Here is a 16867-nt window from a genome sequence, read left to right on the forward strand (position 1 = left end):
AGAGCCGACGGCGGCGGACAACGCCGTTTCGCAGAGGAATCCTACAGGGAAGGAGAAGGTTCGCCGGCGTCGAGATCGACCTCCGCAACGCTTGTCGGGCAGGATGAGCAGAGCAGCCCCGCGTCGCGCACTCAGGGCGCCTTCGTCGACGGATCCCGGTCGGGCGACGCCGGGGCGGGGCCGAGGCTGCGCCGGTGGCCCGACATCTCGGCGCCGGCGTCGGGGTCGAGCCGGGCGAAGACGAAGAAGGCGAGGCCCGACAGCGCGGCCATGAACAGGAAGGCGGGCGTGAAGTCCGCCGTGACCAGCCGATCGTTCCCCGCCAGCGCGCTGAAGGCCTCGAGCGCGAAGGCGGCGATGGTGACGCCAACCGCGAGCGCCACCTGCTGCACGACGCTCGACAGCGTCGTCGCCTGGCTCATGTCCCGGCGCACCACGTCCGCGAAGGAGAGGGCGTTGAGCGCCGTGAACTGCAGCGAGCGGAAGCAGCCGCCGACGAGCAGGATCGCGAGCATGACGACGTAGGGCATCTCCGGCCTGAAGATCCCCATCACCGCGATGAACACCGCGCACACGAGGCTGTTCCAGACGAGGATCGAGCGGAAGCCGAAAGCGCGGATGATGCGTGCGGCGAGCGTCTTCATGAAGAGCGCGCCGGCGGCGGCGGCGAAGGTGATGAGCCCCGAGTTCAGCGGGTCGAGCCCGAAGCCGAGCTGGAGCATCAGCGGCAGGAGGAAGGGGATCGCCCCCACGCCCAGCCGGAACAGAGCCCCGCCGACGACGCCGGCGCGGAAGGTCGGCAGCGCCATCAGCGAGAAGCCCATCACCGGGTGCGCGACACGCCGGGCGTGGCGCAGGTAGAGCGCGAGCAGCGCGACGCCGGCCCCGAGGCTCGCCGCCGACGCCCAGAGCGGCAAGAGGTGGCGCCCGGCGGTGGCGAGGCCGAGCATCGCCAGGGCGAGGCCCGTGCCGAGCATCAGGTAGCCGCGCCAGTCGAGCGGCGGCGTGTCCTCCTCGCGCAGGTTCTCGATGAAGATCGACGCGAGCACCATGCCGAGAAGGCCGATGGGCACGTTGATGATGAAGATCCAGCGCCAGGAGAAGGCGGTGGTGATGAAGCCGCCGATCGGCGGGCCGAGCACCGGGCCGACGAGCGCCGGGACGGTGAGGAAGGCGAGCGCGCCGACGAGCTCGTTCTTGGGGATGCCGCGCAGGATGACGAGCCGCCCGACCGGCACCATCATCGCCCCGCCCATTCCCTGGAAGAAGCGCGCGGCGACGAAGCCGCCGAGCGAATCCGCGAAGGCGCAGGCGATCGAGCCCGTCACGAACACGCCGAGCGCGGCACGGAACACCGTGCGCGCGCCGAACCGATCCGCCATCCAGCCGCTCACCGGGATGAAGACCGCGAGCGCGATCAGGTAGGAGGTGATGGCGAGCTTGAGCGCGATCGGGTCTTCGCCGAGATCGGCGGCGATGGCGGGCAGCGCCGTCGCGATCACCGTCGAGTCCGTCGTCTCCATGAAGAGGGCGGTGGCGACGATGAGGGGCGCGATGCGGCGATGACGCAAGGGTCGGTCCTTTCTCGCGAAGGCCGTGCACGCCGGCCCGAGGACTTCTATGCTGCGGGCGCCCGAATCGGGCCTGAGGGTGGGTATAACGCGATGCCGTCGATTCTGACCGTCCTGCCGGGATTCCTTCTCGATTTCGTCCTCGCGACGGCGCTCGTCGCCCTCTATCTTGCGATCTACACATTCGCGACGGCGCACAACGAGTTCGCGCTCATCCGCCGCAACATCCCCTCCGCCGCCCTCGCGCTGGGCCTGAGCCTCGTGGGCTTCGCGATCCCGCTCTCCTCGGCGATGGTGTTCGCGGTGACCGTGCTCGACCTCGTCGTGTGGGGCGGCGTCGCGCTCGTCGTGCAGATCGCGGTCTACTTCCTGGTGCGGCTCGTCGTCCCCGACCTCTCGCCGCGCATCGCCAAGGGCGAGATCGCGCCCGCGCTGTTCCTCGGCGCGGCGAGCGTATCGGCGGGTCTCCTCAACGCGTCCGCGATGCGGTTCTGAGCCGGGCGCCGCGTCCGGCGGAAGCCGTGCGCCGCAGGGCCGGCATGCGCATCCCGGCACTGCCCCGAACGCGCGCCGACCGCTAGGATGCGCCTCCCTCGACGGCGGCCGGCGGAGCGATGACGGACAGGACGGACGACCAGCGCGCGATCGCGCTCACCATCGCGATCTTCGCGGTGGCGGGCTTCGCCTCCACGTTCTCGACGCGGATCGTCGACCCGCTGGTGCCGACGATCGCGGCCGATCTCGCGGTGTCGGTGAAGTCGATCGCGCTCCTCGCCACCGCATTCGCGCTGCCCTACGCGCTGATCCAGCCGATCCTCGGCCCGATCGGGGACGCGGTGGGCAAGCTGCGGGTGATGCGCGCCTGCGTCGCCGTGCTCACGGTGAGCCTCGTCGCCTCCGCCTTCGCGCCCGACGAGACGACGCTGTTCGTGCTGCGCGTGATCGCCGGCGCGGCCGCCGGCGGCGTGATCCCGCTCGCGCTCGCGGCGATCGGGGACCGGGTCGGGATGGAGGGGCGGCAGGTCGCGATCAGCCGCTTCCTCGTCGCGATCATCCTGGGACAGCTCGCCGGCTCCTCGCTGTCGGGCGTGCTCGCCCTCGTGATCGGCTGGCGCGGCGTGTTCGGGCTCGCGGCGGCGCTCGCCGGCGCGGCGCTGCTGGCGGTCTACCTCGCCTCGCGGCGGGCGGGCGAGCCGACGGGGCGTTTCGACGTCGGCGTCGCGCGCGACCGCTACCGCATGCTGCTGGCGATGCCGCGGGCGCGGGCGCTGTTCGCCTTCGTCTTCGTGGAGGCGGCGGCGCTGTTCGGGCTGTTCCCCTTCGCGGCGGTCCTGCTCGAGCGGCGCGACGCGGGCGGATCGGCGGAGGCGGGTCTCGCGCTCGCCGGCTTCGCGATCGGAGGGCTCGTCTACTCCGCGCTGGTGCGCACGCTCCTGCGCTTCCTCGGCATGCCGCGGATGGTCGCCGCCGGGGGCCTCGTCGCGGCGGCCGCGGTGGCCGCCCTCGTCCTCGTCGCGGACTGGCGGCTGATGGCGGCGGCCTTCCTGGCGATGGGGCTCGGCTTCTACATGATGCACAACTCCTTCCAGACGGCGGTCACCGAGCTCGCCGCCCAGGCGCGGGGCTCGGCGACGGCGCTGCACGCCTGCTTCTTCTTCCTCGGCGGCGCGCTCGGCCCGGCCCTGATCGGCGCCGGCTTCGCGTTGATCGGGGAGGGGGCCACGCTGGCCCTCGCGGCGGCGACGGTGGCGATCCTCGGCCCGGTGGCGGGGCTGATCCTGGTGCGTACCGACCCCGCTCGGCGCGTCGATCCGGCGGGGACGCGGTAGAGCGGGGAGGCGGACTGGCTCGCGTTCACGGTCGAACGGCCCCACCGCCCGCGCTTCGCGCGGACTCCTCCCCTTCGGGGAGGCAGGGGGGCGGCAGGGGGGCGGCGAACGCTGCGCCCGCGGCGGCGTTGATTTCTGCATTCGCCTCGCGCAAGGTGCCCGAGGCCTCGCAACGGAGCAGCGTCTTGTCCACCGTGTCTCCCGGCGCGCGTGACGTCCTGCGCGCGACCCTCTCCCTCCTCGCCATCCTCGTGCTCGCGATCGCCGCCCTCGCGCCTCGGCAGGCCTCCGCCTTCGAGACCGCGGCGGAGCAGGCCTTCCTGATCGACGCGGCGACGGGGACCGTGCTCTTCGCCAAGAACGCCGACGTGCTCATGGTCCCCGCCTCCATGGCCAAGATCATGACGGTCGAGACCATCGCCGAGGAGCTCCGCCAGGGGCGCCTGTCGCAGGACGACGTGTTCACCGTCTCCGAGAACGCCTGGCGCACGGGCGGCGCGCCGTCCGGCGGCTCGACCATGTTCGCCGAGGTGGGCAGCACGATCGCGCTGCCGGACCTGCTGCGCGGCATCATCGTGCAGTCGGGCAACGACGCGGCGATCGCCGCCGCGGAGGGCATCGCCGGATCCGAGGAGGGGTTCGCGCGGATGATGACGCAGCACGCCCGCGAGATCGGGCTCGCGCAGTCCGTCTGGCGCAACGCCACCGGCTACCACGACCCCGAGCAGGTGACGACCGCGCGCGAGCTCGCGAAGCTGACGCTCCACCTGATGGAGCGCTCGCCCGAGATCTACGCGATCTTCGGCGAGGAGAGCTTCGCCTGGAACGGCATCACGCAGCGCAACCGCAACGACCTGCTGACCATGAACATCGGCGCGGACGGGGTGAAGACCGGCTTCCTCACGGAATCCGGCTACGGCCTCGTGGGCTCGGCGGTGCGCGACGGGCAGCGGCTGGTCGTCGTGGTCAACGGGCTCGCGACCGCGCGTGCCCGCGCCGACGAGGCGCGCAAGCTGCTGGACTGGGGCTTTCGCGCCTTCGACCGTCGCCGCCTGTTCGAGGCGGGCGAGACGGTCGGGGAGGCGCAGGTCTACGGCGGCGAGACGCCCTGGGTCGCCCTCGCCGCGGCGGAGCCGATCGAGATCCTGGTGCCGCGCGGCGACGACCAGCGCCTCTCGGCGCGCATCGTCTATCGCGGCCCGCTGATGCCGCCGGTCGAGGCCGGCACGCGGGTCGGCGTCCTGCGGGTGATGCGCGGCGACACGCTCGCGCTGGAGACGCCGCTCGAGACGGCGGCATCCGTCGGGCGGGGGCCGGTGTCGCGCCGGGCCGTCGACGGGCTCTGGGAGCTCGGAGCGGGCGCGATCCGCCGCGCCATCTTCGGCGATCCCGACACCGCAGAAGACGCTCCGGCAGGAGCCTCGTGACGGGGCATGGCGGCGCGCTTCATCACGTTCGAGGGCGGGGAGGGGACCGGCAAGTCCACCCAGGTCGGCCGTCTCGCCGCGCGCCTGCGCACGGCGGGGTACGAGGTCGTCGCGACCCGCGAGCCCGGCGGCTCGCCGCACGCGGAGGACCTGCGCCGGGCGATCCTGGCGGGGGAGGCGAAGGCGCTCGGCCCCTTCGCGGAGGCGCTGCTCTTCGCCCGCGCGCGCCAGGACCACGTGGCGGCGACGATCCGGCCGGCGTTGGCGCGGGGCGCGATCGTGCTGTGCGACCGGTTCAGTGATTCCACCCGCGCCTACCAGGGCGCGGCGGGAGCCGTCGCCGCCCCCCTCATCGACGCGCTCGAGCGCTGGGCCGTGGGCGGGACGCGGCCGGACCTCACCCTCGTCCTCGACCTGCCGGTCGCGACCGCCCTCGCCCGCGCCGCCGCGCGGCGGGACGGGGGCGGGGCGGGGGAGGGCGGCGACGCGGCGGATCGTTTCGAGGGCGAGGACCGCGCCTTCCACGAGACGCTGCGCGAGGCCTTTCACGCCATCGCCGCCCGCGAGCCGGAGCGCTGCGTGCTGATCGACGCCTCCGGCGACGTCGACACGGTCGCCGCGCGCATCGCGGCGGCGGTGCTGCCACGCCTCGCCCCGCCCGCGTCCGAGCACCAGCCCGCCGAGGCGGACGTCGCCCATGGCTGAGAAGACACCGCAGGCGGAGCCGGACCAGCTTCCCGGCGCGCCGCATCCGCGCGAACGCGACGTGCTCTTCGGCCACGCGGAGGCGGAGCGCGCCTTCCTCGACGCCTACGGCTTGGGCCGGATGCACCATGCCTGGCTGATCGGCGGGCCGGAGGGAATCGGCAAGGCGACGCTCGCCTATCGCGTGGCGAAGTTCCTGCTCGACCGCGGCGGGCGCCCGCCCGAGGCGGTCGCGAGCCTGGACCTGCCCGAGGGCGCCCGGGCCGCGCGCCAGGTGGCGGCGCTCTCGCATCCCGGGCTGTTCGTCCTGCGCCGAGTGCCGGCGACGGACAAGAAGGCGGCCTCGACCACGATCCCGGTCGACGAGGTCCGCCGCGGCCTCCAGCTCTTCGCCTCCACCGCGGCGGACGCGGGCTATCGCGTGTGCATCGTCGACGCGGCCGAGGACCTGATCCCGGCCTCGGCCAACGCGCTCCTCAAGATGGTCGAGGAGCCGCCGCCGCGCTCGCTGTTCCTCATCGTCTCGCACGCGCCCCAGCGCGTCCTGCCGACGATCCGCTCGCGCTGCCGCAAGCTCCTCCTGCGTCCGCTCGCGGACGAGGCGCTCGCGCGGGTGATCCGCTCGCTGCCCGACCCGATCGGCACGGCGCCCGACGACGCGCTCGCCACCGCGATCGCCGCCGCCGACGGCTCCGCGCGCCGCGCCGTGGCGCTGCTCGATCCCGATCGCGCGGCCACGCTTCGGGCCGTCGAGGGGCTGCTCGCGGCGCTGCCCGCGGTCGACTGGCGCAAGGTCGGCGCGCTGGCGGACCGGCTCGCGCGGCGCGGCGCCGAGCAGGACCTCGAGATCGTGCTCGAGACCGTCGAGCGCTGGGCGGCGGGCGTGATCTCCGCGCGGGCGGGGGAGGGGGCGCGTCGCCTTGCGCCGCTCGTCGAGGTATGTGAGAAGTCCGCCCGCGCCGCCGCCGACGCCGACACCTACAATCTCGACCGGCGACCCCTGGTCCTGACGCTGTTCGGGGACCTTGCCGAAGCGGTCCGCGCGACGAGATAGTCTGGGTGAGGCGCCCGAGGCACCCGCCCGCGCGAGGGATCGACGATGGCCGACAAGAAGCCGTTCTACATCACGACGGCGATCTCCTATCCCAACGGCGAGCCGCACATCGGCCACGCCTACGAGGCGATCGCGACGGACGCCATCGCCCGCTTCAAGCGCATCGACGGCTACGACGTCCTCGCGATGACGGGCACCGACGAGCACGGGCTCAAGATCCAGCAGGCGGCGACGAAGGCCGGCACGACGCCGCGCGCGTACGTGGACCGCATGGCGGCGCGCTTCGCGGCGATGGTCGAGCGGCTGGGCTGCGCGTTCGATCGCTTCATCCGCACGACCGACGCCGACCACCACGCCTCCGTCCAGGAGCTGTGGCGGCGCATGAAGGCGAACGGCGACATCTATCTCGGCGCGTATTCCGGCTGGTACTCGGTCCGTGACGAGGCCTATTTCGACGAGGGCGAGCTGACCACGGCGGCCGACGGCAAGCGCCTCGCGCCGACCGGCTCGCCGGTCGAGTGGATCGAGGAGAAGAGCTACTTCTTCCGCCTCTCCGCCTACCAGGAGCGGCTCCTCGCCCACTACGAGGCGAACCCGGACTTCATCGCGCCGACCGCGCGGCGCAACGAGATCGTCGCCTTCGTCAAGCGCGGGCTCGAGGACCTCTCGATCTCGCGCACCACGTTCGACTGGGGCGTCCCCGTGCCGGACGATCCGGACCACGTGATGTACGTGTGGGTGGACGCGCTGACGAACTACCTTTCGGGCACCGGCTTCCCCGATCCGGATGCGCCGCGGGCGAAGTACTGGCCGGCGGACATGCACGTCATCGGCAAGGACATCACCCGCTTCCACACGGTCTACTGGCCGGCCTTCCTGATGTCGGCGGGCCTCCCGCTGCCGAAGCGGGTGTTCGGCCACGGCTTCCTGCTCGTCAAGGGCGAGAAGATGTCCAAGTCGGTCGGCAACGTCGTCGACCCGTTCAACCTCGCGGACACCTACGGCGTCGACCAGATCCGCTACTTCTTCCTGCGCGAGGTGCCGTTCGGCCAGGACGGCAGCTACTCGCCGGAGGGGATCGCCAACCGCATCAACGCCGACCTCGCCAACGACCTCGGCAACCTCGCCCAGCGCTCGCTGTCGATGATCGCCAAGAACTGCGAGGGGAGGGTGCCGACGCCGGGCGCGCTCGCGGACGCCGATCGCGAGATCCTGGCGGCGGCGGACGCGCTGCCGGCGAAGGCGCGCGCGGCCATGGAGAGCGTCGCCGTCCACGGGATGCTCGCCGAGATCTGGGCCGTCGTCGCAGACGCGAACCGCTACTTCGCCTCCCAGGAGCCGTGGGCGCTGCGCAAGAGCGATCCGGCGCGCATGGAGACGGTGCTCTGGGCGACGATCGAGGTGCTGCGCGCGGTCGGGATCGCGGCGCAGCCCGCGATCCCCGAGTCCGCCGGCAAGCTGCTCGATCTCCTCGCCGTGCCCGTGGACCGGCGCATGCTCGCGGACATCGGGGAGGGCGGTCGGCCGGCGCCGGGCACCGCGCTGCCCGCCCCCGCGCCGATCTTCCCGCGCTTCGTCGCGCCCGAGACGGACCCGGGCTGAGGCGCGCCGCGCGATGCTGATCGACAGCCATTGCCACCTCGACTTCCCGGGTCTCGGCGACGACCTCGACGGCGTCCTCGCACGCGCCGAGGCTGCGGGCGTCGGGCGCATGGTGACGATCTCGACCTTCGTCGCCAAGGCCGAGACCTACCGCGCGCTGGCGGAGCGGGATCCGCGGATCTTCTGCTCGATCGGCACGCACCCGCACAATGCCGCCGCCGAGCCCGACGTCTCCCCGCAGACCCTGGTCGATCTCGCGCGCCATCCGCGCTGCGTCGCGATCGGGGAGGCGGGGCTCGACTACTTCTACGACAAGAGCCCCCGCGACGTGCAGGCGCGCGTCTTCCGCGCCCACATCGCCGCCGCCCGCGAGAGCGGCCTGCCGCTCGTCATCCACGCCCGCGACGCGGACGAGGACATGATCGCGATCCTGACGGAGGAGATGGGCCGCGGGCGCTTCGACGCCGTGCTGCACTGCTTCTCGTCGGGTCCGGCGCTGGCGCGGGTGGGCGTGGAGCTCGAACTCTATTTGTCGTTCTCGGGGATCGTCACGTTCAACCGCTCGGACGAGCTGCGGGCCGTCGCCCGCTCGCTTCCGCTCGAACGCATCCTCGTGGAGACCGACGCGCCCTACCTCGCGCCGCAGCCCAAGCGCGGCAAGCCGAACGAGCCGGCCTACGTTGCGATAACCGCGGCCTCGCTCGCGCAGACGCTCGGCCTCGCGCCCGCGGCGCTCGCCGACGTCACCACCGCGAACTTCTACCGGCTCTTCCGCAAGGCGGCGGCGGCCGACGGCGTCGCGCCGGCCGGGGAGGGCGCATGAGCGGCCTGCTCGCGACGATCCTCGGCTGCGGCTCCTCGGGCGGCGTGCCACGCCCCGGGTCGGGCTGGGGCAAGTGCGATCCCGCGGAGCCGAGGAACCGCCGGCGGCGCTGCGCGCTGCACGTCGCGCGGCGCGGTGCGGACGGCGTCACGAGCGTGCTCGTCGACACCGGGCCGGACCTGCGCCTGCAGCTGATCGACCACGAGATCAGGCACCTGGACGGCGTTCTCTACACGCACGATCACGCGGACCACACCCACGGCATCGACGACCTGCGCCCGCTCGTGATCCACATGCGCCGGCGCATCCCCGTCTGGTGCGACGACGCCACGTCGGCCTCGCTGCTCTCGCGCTTCGGCTACTGCTTCGCGACGCCGCAGGGCAGCGACTACCCGCCGATCCTCGAGGAGCGGCGCATCCGCGACCGCGAGCCCATCGTCGTCGAGGGTGACGGCGGCCCGATCGAGGCGCGGCCGTTCCGCCTGCGCCACGGCGCGCAGGACGCGCTCGGCTTCCGCTTCGGCGACTTCGCCTACGCCCCCGACGTCAGCGACATGCCGCCGGAGGCGGAGGCGATGCTGCTTGGCCTCGACACGCTCGTCATCGACGCCCTGCGCGAGACGCCGCACCCGTCCCACTACAGCCTGTCCGAGGCGCTGGCGCTCGTCGAGCGGGTGAGGCCGCGCCGCGCCGTGCTGACGAACCTGCACACGGATCTGGACTATCGCGCGCTGGCCGCGAGGCTGCCGGACGGGGTCGAGCCGGCCTATGACGGGATGACGATCGAGGCGTAGTTTGTCGCTTGCCGGCGGTTGGGCGATGGTCGCGGCGTCGAGCCTGTCGGAGACCAAGCCATGCCCACCGTCCTCTCGCTCCTGCCCTTCGCCTGCGGTGCCGCGCCGCTCGTGATCGGGGCTCTGCAAGGCAACGGACCGGTCGCCATCGCGGGGGCTGCCGGGCTCGCGCTCTGGGCGGGCGCATCGATGCCGCGCGGCGTGGCGACGACAGCCGCGTCCTTTGTCGCGAGCGCACTGGCCGCCGCGACCGGGGCGCCGGTCGCAGCGGTCGTCGCGAGCATCTGGATCACCATGTGGGCACTCGTGGCCGGATCCCTCGGCGCAGCGGGCCTCGTGGGCGTGTATGCCGCCACGACGACCGGCCACGCCGATCTCGCAGTCGGCACGCTCGAGCGGACGGAGCACATACGGCGATGCGTCCAGGAGCGTCAGGCCGATATCGGTGGCGATGGTGCGATCCCGGACATGACGGCCTGCATGCGGTTCTTGGTTCCATAATATATCTTATGCGCTCCCCAGATCCATCGAAGATCCCCCTCCTCAGCCACCCGTCGCGTAGCGCCGGCGCAGATCCAGCCAGCCCGGGGTCGCCAGGCGGTCGAGGAACGCGCGGTCGACCGTCTCGACGAGCGGCGAGCCTTCCGGTGCGGCGACCGCGATGTGCAGCGGGCGTGCGCGCGTCTCCTCGACGGTGAGCCTGCCGGAGACGGTTGCAGCGAGCGTCGGCGCGGGAGCGACGAAGGCGTCGATCCGGCCGTCGCGCACGGCCGCGAGCCCGTCCTCCACCGAGCCGAACGACTCGATCGCGATCCCCGACGCGTCCAGCAGCGCGGCCACGGCGCTTCCGGGCCGCGCGCCGACGGTCTCGCCGCGCAGCTCGTCCGGCAGCGCGATGCGCTGCGTGCCGTCGCCGACGCCGGCGAGCGTCACCAGCGACGCCGTGAGCGCGGCCGAGACGACGAGGCCGACCAGCATCCACAGCATCGCCACGCCGCGCCCGGCGAGCGTCACGGGCGCCTTGTCGCCGTAGCCGATGGTCGTGAGCGTCACGCCCGCCCACCAGAAGCCGTCGCCCAGCCCGCGCACCACGCCCGGCGAGAACTGATCGGGATTGCCCCGTCGCTCGATCGCCCAGACGATAGCACCGACGGCGAGCAGCAGAACCGAGAGGCTCGCGACGATCACGACGAACTGGATGCCGACCAGGTTGCGGACGACCTCGACGACACCGTTGGAGCGCAGCCGCGCGACGCCGACCGGCGCAGCCTCGATGGCGACAGTGAGGTCGGCGAGGCGCTCGACCTCGGCGTCGGCGACGAGGGGCAGGGCGAGGTCGAAGCGACCTTGCACGACGCCCTGCGCGAGCCCCCTGCCCTCGGCGTCGACGAGCCGATACCCGAGGCCCAGCTCCTCGGCCGTGATGCGCCACAAATCAACGGCGACGCCCGACCATGCGCCGTCCTCCAGCCGAATGGTCCAGGGCGGCATCTCGGCGATGCCGACGACGAGCGTCTCGCGCTCGCTCCCGATCGGGACGACATCGAGCGGAGGCGGATCGGCGGCGTCGGTCTGCGCGCCGGCGGGCACGAGCATGCAGATCGACAGGGCGAGGGAGAGGGCGGCGAGGAGCGTGGGCACGGCGTCGAAGCGGTTGCGCGGGCCCTGTGCGGCCCGCCTGCCGTGAACCGTCCGGCCGTCGGAGCGGTTCCGGCCGAGGGTCCTTCGGCCGATCGCAGGCACCCTACCCTCGCCGTCAGCGCCCGGGACCGTCGAGCACCAGCACCGTCGGCCGCTGCGGGAGCCCGTCCCGCGACAGGATCACCGAGTCGCTGCCGGCGCGGGCGATCTCGAAATGCGGGCTCGCGGCCTCCAGGAACGCCTCCAGGCGCAGGGGCGAGAAGAAGTGCATCGGCACGACGAGCCGTGGCCCCATGCGCCTGAGCGTCTCGATCATGCCCTCGGTGTCGAGCGTGTAGGAGCCGTCCACGGGCGCGAGCGCCACGTCGACCCGGCCGAGCGCGACGAGATGCTCGGGCGCGAGCACGTGGTGCAGGTGCCCCAGATGGGCGATGCACAGGCCGGCGGTCTCGACCACGAAGATGGAGTTCTCGTCGTAGGCCGTGGCGGCGCCCGAGCGGATGTTGGTCGTGACGTTGCGCACCCGCACGTCGGCGACCTCGAGATCGTGCTCGGCCGCCCCGCCCTGCGGGTCCCAGCCGCGGAGCAGATGCGCGATCGCGGGATCGGGCGCGAGTGAATAGTGCGTGCGGTGCGCACGGTTCATCGTGGCGATGGTCGGCACGATGTCCGGCCGGACGTAGTCGTTGTAGTCGGTCGCCACCGTGACGCCCGCAGCGCTCTCGATCAGGAACGTGGCGTGACCCACGAAGGTGAGCGCCGCCTCGTCGTGCGACAGCGCGGCGCGATGGATCAGGCCGTCGAGGCCGGCGAGCATCGGCGGGCAGTTGCGCAGCGGGTCGGCCTGAGCGGACACGGGCGCGGCGAGCGGGAGCACGGCCGCGAAGGCCAGCCCGGCGAGCCGTCGGATCAAGGGTCGACCATGCGTCATCCGCGCCCTCCGTCGTGGGTCAGGCGTCAGGATGACCGAACCCAGAGCCGCGGGAAATGACGACCTCGTGAGTGCGACGCTTTGCTGCGCCTGTGTTTCACGGCGTTTCTTGCATGTGCGCAAGGAATGACGCGAGACGCGAGCGGAGGGCGTTCGACGGGGCGAACGAGCGCGTACGGGATCATGAGTGGATGGAATGAGGTGGGCGTAGCCCCCCTGCCCCGCTCAGGCGATGCGGGCGCCGGCGCCCGCGCGCGAGACTCGCCAGGCCAGGCCCGGCGCGGCCTCGATCGCCTCGGAGGGGCGCAGGCGCCGCCGGTCGCCGGCCTCGGCGATTTCCTCGATCGCGACGAAGCCGAGGATCTGGAGGCGCGCGGCGAGGCGCTTGGTGGGGGTGTCCTGCGCCTCGACCTCGAGCGCGCCGGACGCGAAGACCGCGTCCATCAGGCGCTTCTGGAGCTCGCGGGAGCGCTCGATCGCGGGGATCGGCGCGGGGCGCAGCGGGAAGGGAATCAGGGTGGCGGAGGAACGCTGGGAACCGGAGGACATGCGTACGCAACTCGGCTTCGACTCGACGTCTCGTCAAACTGCGCGGGTCGCGTTAAGGACGGGTGAACCATGAGACCGAAGCCGCCGCCGAAGCCGTCCCCGAAGACGCGGAGCCGAACGTGACCCCCTCCCAGGACATCGAGCGCCTCCTCGCCATCATGGAGGCCCTGCGCGATCCGCAGACGGGCTGCGCCTGGGACGTGGCGCAGACCTTCGAGACCATCGTGCCCTACACGATCGAGGAGGCCTACGAGGTGGCTGACGCGGTCGAGCGCGGCGACCTCGCCGACCTGCGCGACGAGCTCGGCGACCTGCTGCTCCAGGTCGTCTTCCACGCGCGGATGGCGCAGGAGGCCGGCGCCTTCTCCTTCGGCGACGTGGTCGAGGCGATCACGACGAAGCTCGTCCGCCGCCACCCGCACGTCTTCGGCGAGGCGCGCACGCGCTCGCCGCAGGAGATCAAGGCGCTGTGGGGAGAGATCAAGGCCGCCGAGAAGGCCGAGCGCGCGGCGACGCGCGGCGAGCGGCCGGCGCGCCATCTCGACGACGTGCCCGCCGCCGCCCCTGCCCTCTCCCGCGCGGACAAGCTCACGCGCCGCGCCGCGAAGGTCGGCTTCGACTGGGAGCGCACGGAAGACGTCATCGCCAAGATCCGCGAGGAGCTCGCCGAGGTGGAGGAGGCGATCGCCGCGGGCGAGAAGGCCGCGATCGCCGACGAGATCGGCGACCTCTTGTTCTCCGTCGCGAACCTCGCGCGCCATTGCGACGTCGATCCCGAGGCGGCGCTGCGCGGCACGAACGCGAAGTTCACGCGCCGCTTCGCCGCGATCGAGGACGCGCTCGCCGCGCAGGGCCGCACGCTCGCGCAGGCGAGCCTCGAGGAGATGGAGCGGCACTGGGTGGCGGCGAAGGGGAAGGCCCCGGACGCCTGAGCCGGGAGAGCGCGGGTCCGGCTGGCCGAGCCCCGCCCGGCCGAGACCCGGCCCCGTTCTACGTGTCAGATACGGCCCTTGAGCGCGCCGCGCCCGGCGTAGACAGCGCTCGTGCCGAGCTCCTCCTCGATGCGGATGAGCTGGTTGTACTTCGCGGTGCGGTCCGAGCGGGCGAGCGAGCCGGTCTTGATCTGCCCGCAATTGGTCGCGACGGCGAGGTCGGCGATGGTCGCGTCCTCGGTCTCGCCGGAACGATGCGACATCACCGCCGTGTAGGCGGCGCGGTGGGCCATGTCGACGGCGGCGAGCGTCTCGGTGAGCGAGCCGATCTGGTTGACCTTGACGAGGATCGAGTTGCCGACGCGCTCGGCGATGCCGCGGGAGAGCCGCTCGACGTTGGTGACGAAGAGGTCGTCGCCGACGAGCTGGCAGCGGTCGCCGACGGCGGACGTCACCGCGGCCCAGCCCTCCCAGTCGTCCTCCGCCATGCCGTCCTCGATGGAGCGGATCGGGTAGTCCGCGACGAGCTTGGCCAGGTACTGCGCCTGCTCCTGCGGCGAGCGGCGCCTGCCGCCCTCCCCTTCGTAGACGTAGGCGCCGTCCTTGAAGAACTCCGTCGCCGCGCAGTCGAGCGCGAGCACGACGTCGTCGCCGGGCGTGTAGCCGGCCTCCTCGATCGCCTTCATGACGAAGTCGAGCGCCGCCTCGGCGGACGGCAGGTTCGGCGCGAAGCCGCCCTCGTCGCCGACGTTGGTGTTGTGGCCGGCCTTCTTGAGGCCCGCCTTCAGCGTGTGGAAGATCTCGGAGCCCATGCGGACGGCCTCGGCGAGCGAGGGCGCGCCGATCGGCATCACCATGAACTCCTGGAAGTCGATCGGGTTGTCCGCGTGCGCGCCGCCGTTGACGATGTTCATCATCGGGACGGGCAGCGTGCGCGCCTGGGTGCCGCCGACGTAGCGGTAGAGCGGCAGGCCGCAGGAGATCGCCGCCGCCTTCGCCGTCGCGAGCGAGACGCCCAGGATCGCGTTCGCGCCGAGCCGAGCCTTGTTGGGCGTGCCGTCGAGATCGATCATCGCGCCGTCGACGGCGACCTGGTCCTCGGCGTCCATGCCGACGACGGCGTCGAGGATCTCGCCGTTGACGGCGTCGACCGCCTTGAGCACGCCCTTGCCCTTGTAGTACCCGGCGTCGCCGTCACGCAGCTCCACCGCCTCGTGCGCGCCTGTCGAGGCGCCCGACGGCACCGCAGCACGCCCCATCGCCCCGTCCTCCAGGTAGACGTCGACCTCGACCGTCGGGTTGCCGCGGCTGTCGAGGATCTGGCGGGCGAGGATGTTGGCGATGGCGGTCATGCGCGTCTCTCCGTTCGTCGGGGGCCGGAAGCCGGGGCGTTCGTGCGCGCACTTACGCCGCACGCGCCCGGCTTGCAAGACGAGGATGCGAGACGCGCCCGCTTTCCGCGGCGCGTGGCGTCAGCGCCGCAGGCTCGCGCCCGGCTGCGCGGCGACGTCGGCGAAGGGCCCGGAGCGGACGAAGCCGGTGGCCGGCTGGTCCGGGGCGGCGAAGAAGATGCCGACGAGCGGCGTCGCCTCCGCGGTGCTCTCGAGCGCCGCCGCGGGCGTCGCGCCCGGCAGGGAGGCGTTCACGGCCGTCGGCTGCGCCGAGGCGAGCACGCTCGGGCGCGCGGGTGGGATCGGCAGCGCCATCGTCGCCGGGGTGGAGGCGGAGGCGAAGGCGAGGGTCGGGGCCACCGGCCGGTCGGCGGCGGCGAGCGGGGTGCGGTCCACCTGCGGCGCGCCGCCGGCGGAGGCGACCTGGATCGTCGTCGCGCCCTCGATCGGCATCTGCGCGAGCTGCCCGTCGGTGCGCAGCGTCGCCATCAGGATCTCGTCGTCGCTGCCCTGGGTCGAGGCGGGCCCGACGTAGTCGACGCGTACCCTCGCCACGCCGGCGCCGCGGAAGGCGAGCGTATCCGCCACGGCGCGGGAGACGTCGATGATGCGTCTGCCGTGGAACGGCCCGCGATCATTGACGCGCACGATGATCGAGCGATCGTTGTCGAGGTTGGTGACGCGCGCGTAGCTCGGCAGCGGCATCGTCGTGTGCGCGGCGGAGAGGGCGAAGCGGTCGAAGACCTCGCCGTTCGCCGTCCTGCGGCCGTGGAAGCGGGCGCCGTACCAGGAGGCGAGGCCTTCGGCGCTGTAACCGGGGTCGTGGCGCGGCACGTAGGTGCGTCCCGCGATGGTGTAGGGCCGCCCGACATGCGCCCTCCCACCGCCCTTGGCGATCTCGTCGTCCTCGCCCGCGACGCGCTCGCTCGCCGAGACGCCGAGCTGCGGATCGACCGCGACGCGCGTGCCGCACGCGGCGAGCGTCACGGCGAGGGTCCCAACGGCCGCGATCCGGATGAGAAGGCCCGTCGCGCGCGTCACTGCCACCATGTCCAGCGTCCCATCACTTCCGCCGCTCGCACCGGCGGTCCTCGCCCTCGCGACTCGGGCTGTCGCCATCGTCACGCGGCGGCACGATTTCGGCGGACTATGCCCAGAATGCGGCGGGGATGACAAGCATTCGCCATGGTTCCGGCTCGGAGAGACGATGTTCCAGGAAAGAGCCCCGAAAGTTCTAATCCTGTTCCTGCTTCCCGACCGAGGCGGATCCGCATTTCCCCGAGCGGTGTCACCCTTCTGCCACGGCGTCCCCGGCTGCGCCCGAACGGCGCGCTTTTCACGCGCCGCGCACCGCGCTACGACTGGCGCGCCGGAAGGGTGGCCGAGTGGTTTAAGGCAGCGGTCTTGAAAACCGCCGTGGGCGCGAGCCCACCGTGGGTTCGAATCCCACCCCTTCCGCCACGAGACTGACGGACGGACGATAGACGGCAGACGGGCAGCGTCTCGCGTGGGGACGTTCTCGATCACCTCGCAAGCCGTTTCGCCACCCTCCCCACCCTCCGGCCTTCGTGTCCAGCGGATAAAAGGTTGACAGATCTGACCGGATGAATGGTTGACA

Annotated in this window: 16 protein-coding genes and 1 tRNA gene; 11 read left to right on the forward strand and 6 right to left on the reverse strand. The window is 72.5% G+C overall.

Translation table 11 applies throughout. The annotated features are described in order from the left end of the window. Positions 1-131: 131 nt before the first annotated feature. On the reverse strand, positions 132-1571 hold the full coding sequence (locus ACTZWW_RS21150) for an MFS transporter (RefSeq protein ID WP_444782948.1): 1440 nt from the start codon (positions 1569-1571) through the stop codon (positions 132-134). 93 nt (positions 1572-1664) lie between these two features. Here ACTZWW_RS21150 and ACTZWW_RS21155 point away from each other — a divergent pair, with 93 nt between their 5' ends. The 9 genes from ACTZWW_RS21155 to ACTZWW_RS21195 all read left to right on the forward strand — a co-directional run bounded on the left by ACTZWW_RS21155 (position 1665) and on the right by ACTZWW_RS21195 (position 10306). Continuing rightward, complete coding sequence (locus ACTZWW_RS21155; protein WP_444782949.1) at positions 1665-2066, forward strand: DUF350 domain-containing protein; 402 nt, start codon at positions 1665-1667, stop codon at positions 2064-2066. A gap of 119 nt (positions 2067-2185) precedes the next feature. After that, positions 2186-3400 (forward strand): MFS transporter, encoded by a 1215-nt coding sequence (locus ACTZWW_RS21160; protein WP_444782950.1) that lies wholly within the window; start codon positions 2186-2188, stop codon positions 3398-3400. A gap of 194 nt (positions 3401-3594) precedes the next feature. After that, positions 3595-4827 (forward strand): D-alanyl-D-alanine carboxypeptidase family protein, encoded by a 1233-nt coding sequence (locus tag ACTZWW_RS21165; RefSeq protein WP_444782963.1) that lies wholly within the window; start codon positions 3595-3597, stop codon positions 4825-4827. A gap of 6 nt (positions 4828-4833) precedes the next feature. Continuing rightward, complete coding sequence (gene tmk / locus ACTZWW_RS21170) at positions 4834-5532, forward strand: dTMP kinase (RefSeq protein ID WP_444782951.1); 699 nt, start codon at positions 4834-4836, stop codon at positions 5530-5532. After that, positions 5525-6586: a DNA polymerase III subunit delta' gene (locus ACTZWW_RS21175; protein ID WP_444782952.1), complete on the forward strand. Its 1062-nt coding sequence runs from the start codon at positions 5525-5527 to the stop codon at positions 6584-6586. The genes tmk and ACTZWW_RS21175 overlap by 8 nt, the downstream gene beginning before the upstream one ends. 45 nt (positions 6587-6631) lie before the next feature. Continuing rightward, complete coding sequence (gene metG / locus ACTZWW_RS21180) at positions 6632-8188, forward strand: methionine--tRNA ligase (RefSeq protein WP_444782953.1); 1557 nt, start codon at positions 6632-6634, stop codon at positions 8186-8188. 13 nt (positions 8189-8201) lie between these two features. Further along, positions 8202-9011, forward strand: coding sequence for a TatD family hydrolase (locus tag ACTZWW_RS21185; RefSeq protein WP_444782954.1), 810 nt, complete (start codon positions 8202-8204; stop codon positions 9009-9011). Next, a complete protein-coding gene (locus ACTZWW_RS21190; RefSeq protein WP_444782955.1) occupies positions 9008-9805 on the forward strand; it encodes an MBL fold metallo-hydrolase in 798 nt (265 codons plus the stop codon). Before ACTZWW_RS21185 ends, ACTZWW_RS21190 begins: the two co-directional genes overlap by 4 nt. Positions 9806-9865: 60 nt before the next feature. Further along, positions 9866-10306 carry a hypothetical protein gene (locus ACTZWW_RS21195; RefSeq protein WP_444782956.1) on the forward strand — a complete coding sequence of 147 codons (441 nt, stop codon included), beginning with the start codon at positions 9866-9868 and terminating at the stop codon, positions 10304-10306. A gap of 42 nt (positions 10307-10348) precedes the next feature. On the opposite strand, the gene ACTZWW_RS21200 is transcribed toward ACTZWW_RS21195, so the two are convergent. The 3 genes from ACTZWW_RS21200 to ACTZWW_RS21210 form a co-directional block, all read right to left on the reverse strand. Further along, entirely contained in the window at positions 10349-11446 is a 1098-nt protein-coding gene (locus ACTZWW_RS21200) for an ion channel (protein ID WP_444782957.1), read from the reverse strand. 115 nt (positions 11447-11561) lie between these two features. Further along, the gene (locus tag ACTZWW_RS21205; RefSeq protein ID WP_444782958.1) at positions 11562-12377 is read right to left on the reverse strand and encodes an MBL fold metallo-hydrolase; all 816 of its coding nucleotides are present in this window, start codon (positions 12375-12377) and stop codon (positions 11562-11564) included. A gap of 225 nt (positions 12378-12602) precedes the next feature. Next, positions 12603-12926 carry a hypothetical protein gene (locus ACTZWW_RS21210; protein WP_444782959.1) on the reverse strand — a complete coding sequence of 108 codons (324 nt, stop codon included), beginning with the start codon at positions 12924-12926 and terminating at the stop codon, positions 12603-12605. Between the two features lie 119 nt (positions 12927-13045). Between ACTZWW_RS21210 and mazG the strand changes: the two genes are divergently transcribed. Beyond that, complete coding sequence (mazG, locus tag ACTZWW_RS21215; protein WP_444782960.1) at positions 13046-13858, forward strand: nucleoside triphosphate pyrophosphohydrolase; 813 nt, start codon at positions 13046-13048, stop codon at positions 13856-13858. Positions 13859-13923: 65 nt separating this feature from the next. Here the strand turns inward: mazG and eno are convergent, their stop codons facing one another. Next, complete coding sequence (gene eno, locus ACTZWW_RS21220) at positions 13924-15210, reverse strand: phosphopyruvate hydratase (protein WP_444782961.1); 1287 nt, start codon at positions 15208-15210, stop codon at positions 13924-13926. 120 nt (positions 15211-15330) lie between these two features. Then, positions 15331-16299 (reverse strand): septal ring lytic transglycosylase RlpA family protein, encoded by a 969-nt coding sequence (locus ACTZWW_RS21225; protein ID WP_444782962.1) that lies wholly within the window; start codon positions 16297-16299, stop codon positions 15331-15333. A 321-nt stretch (positions 16300-16620) separates the two neighbouring features. Between ACTZWW_RS21225 and ACTZWW_RS21230 the strand changes: the two genes are divergently transcribed. Then, positions 16621-16710 (forward strand) — tRNA-Ser (locus ACTZWW_RS21230). Positions 16711-16867 lie beyond the last annotated feature (157 nt).

Source organism: Salinarimonas sp. NSM, assembly GCF_052380005.1.
In the GTDB taxonomy this organism is placed as follows: Bacteria; Pseudomonadota; Alphaproteobacteria; order Rhizobiales; family Beijerinckiaceae; genus Salinarimonas.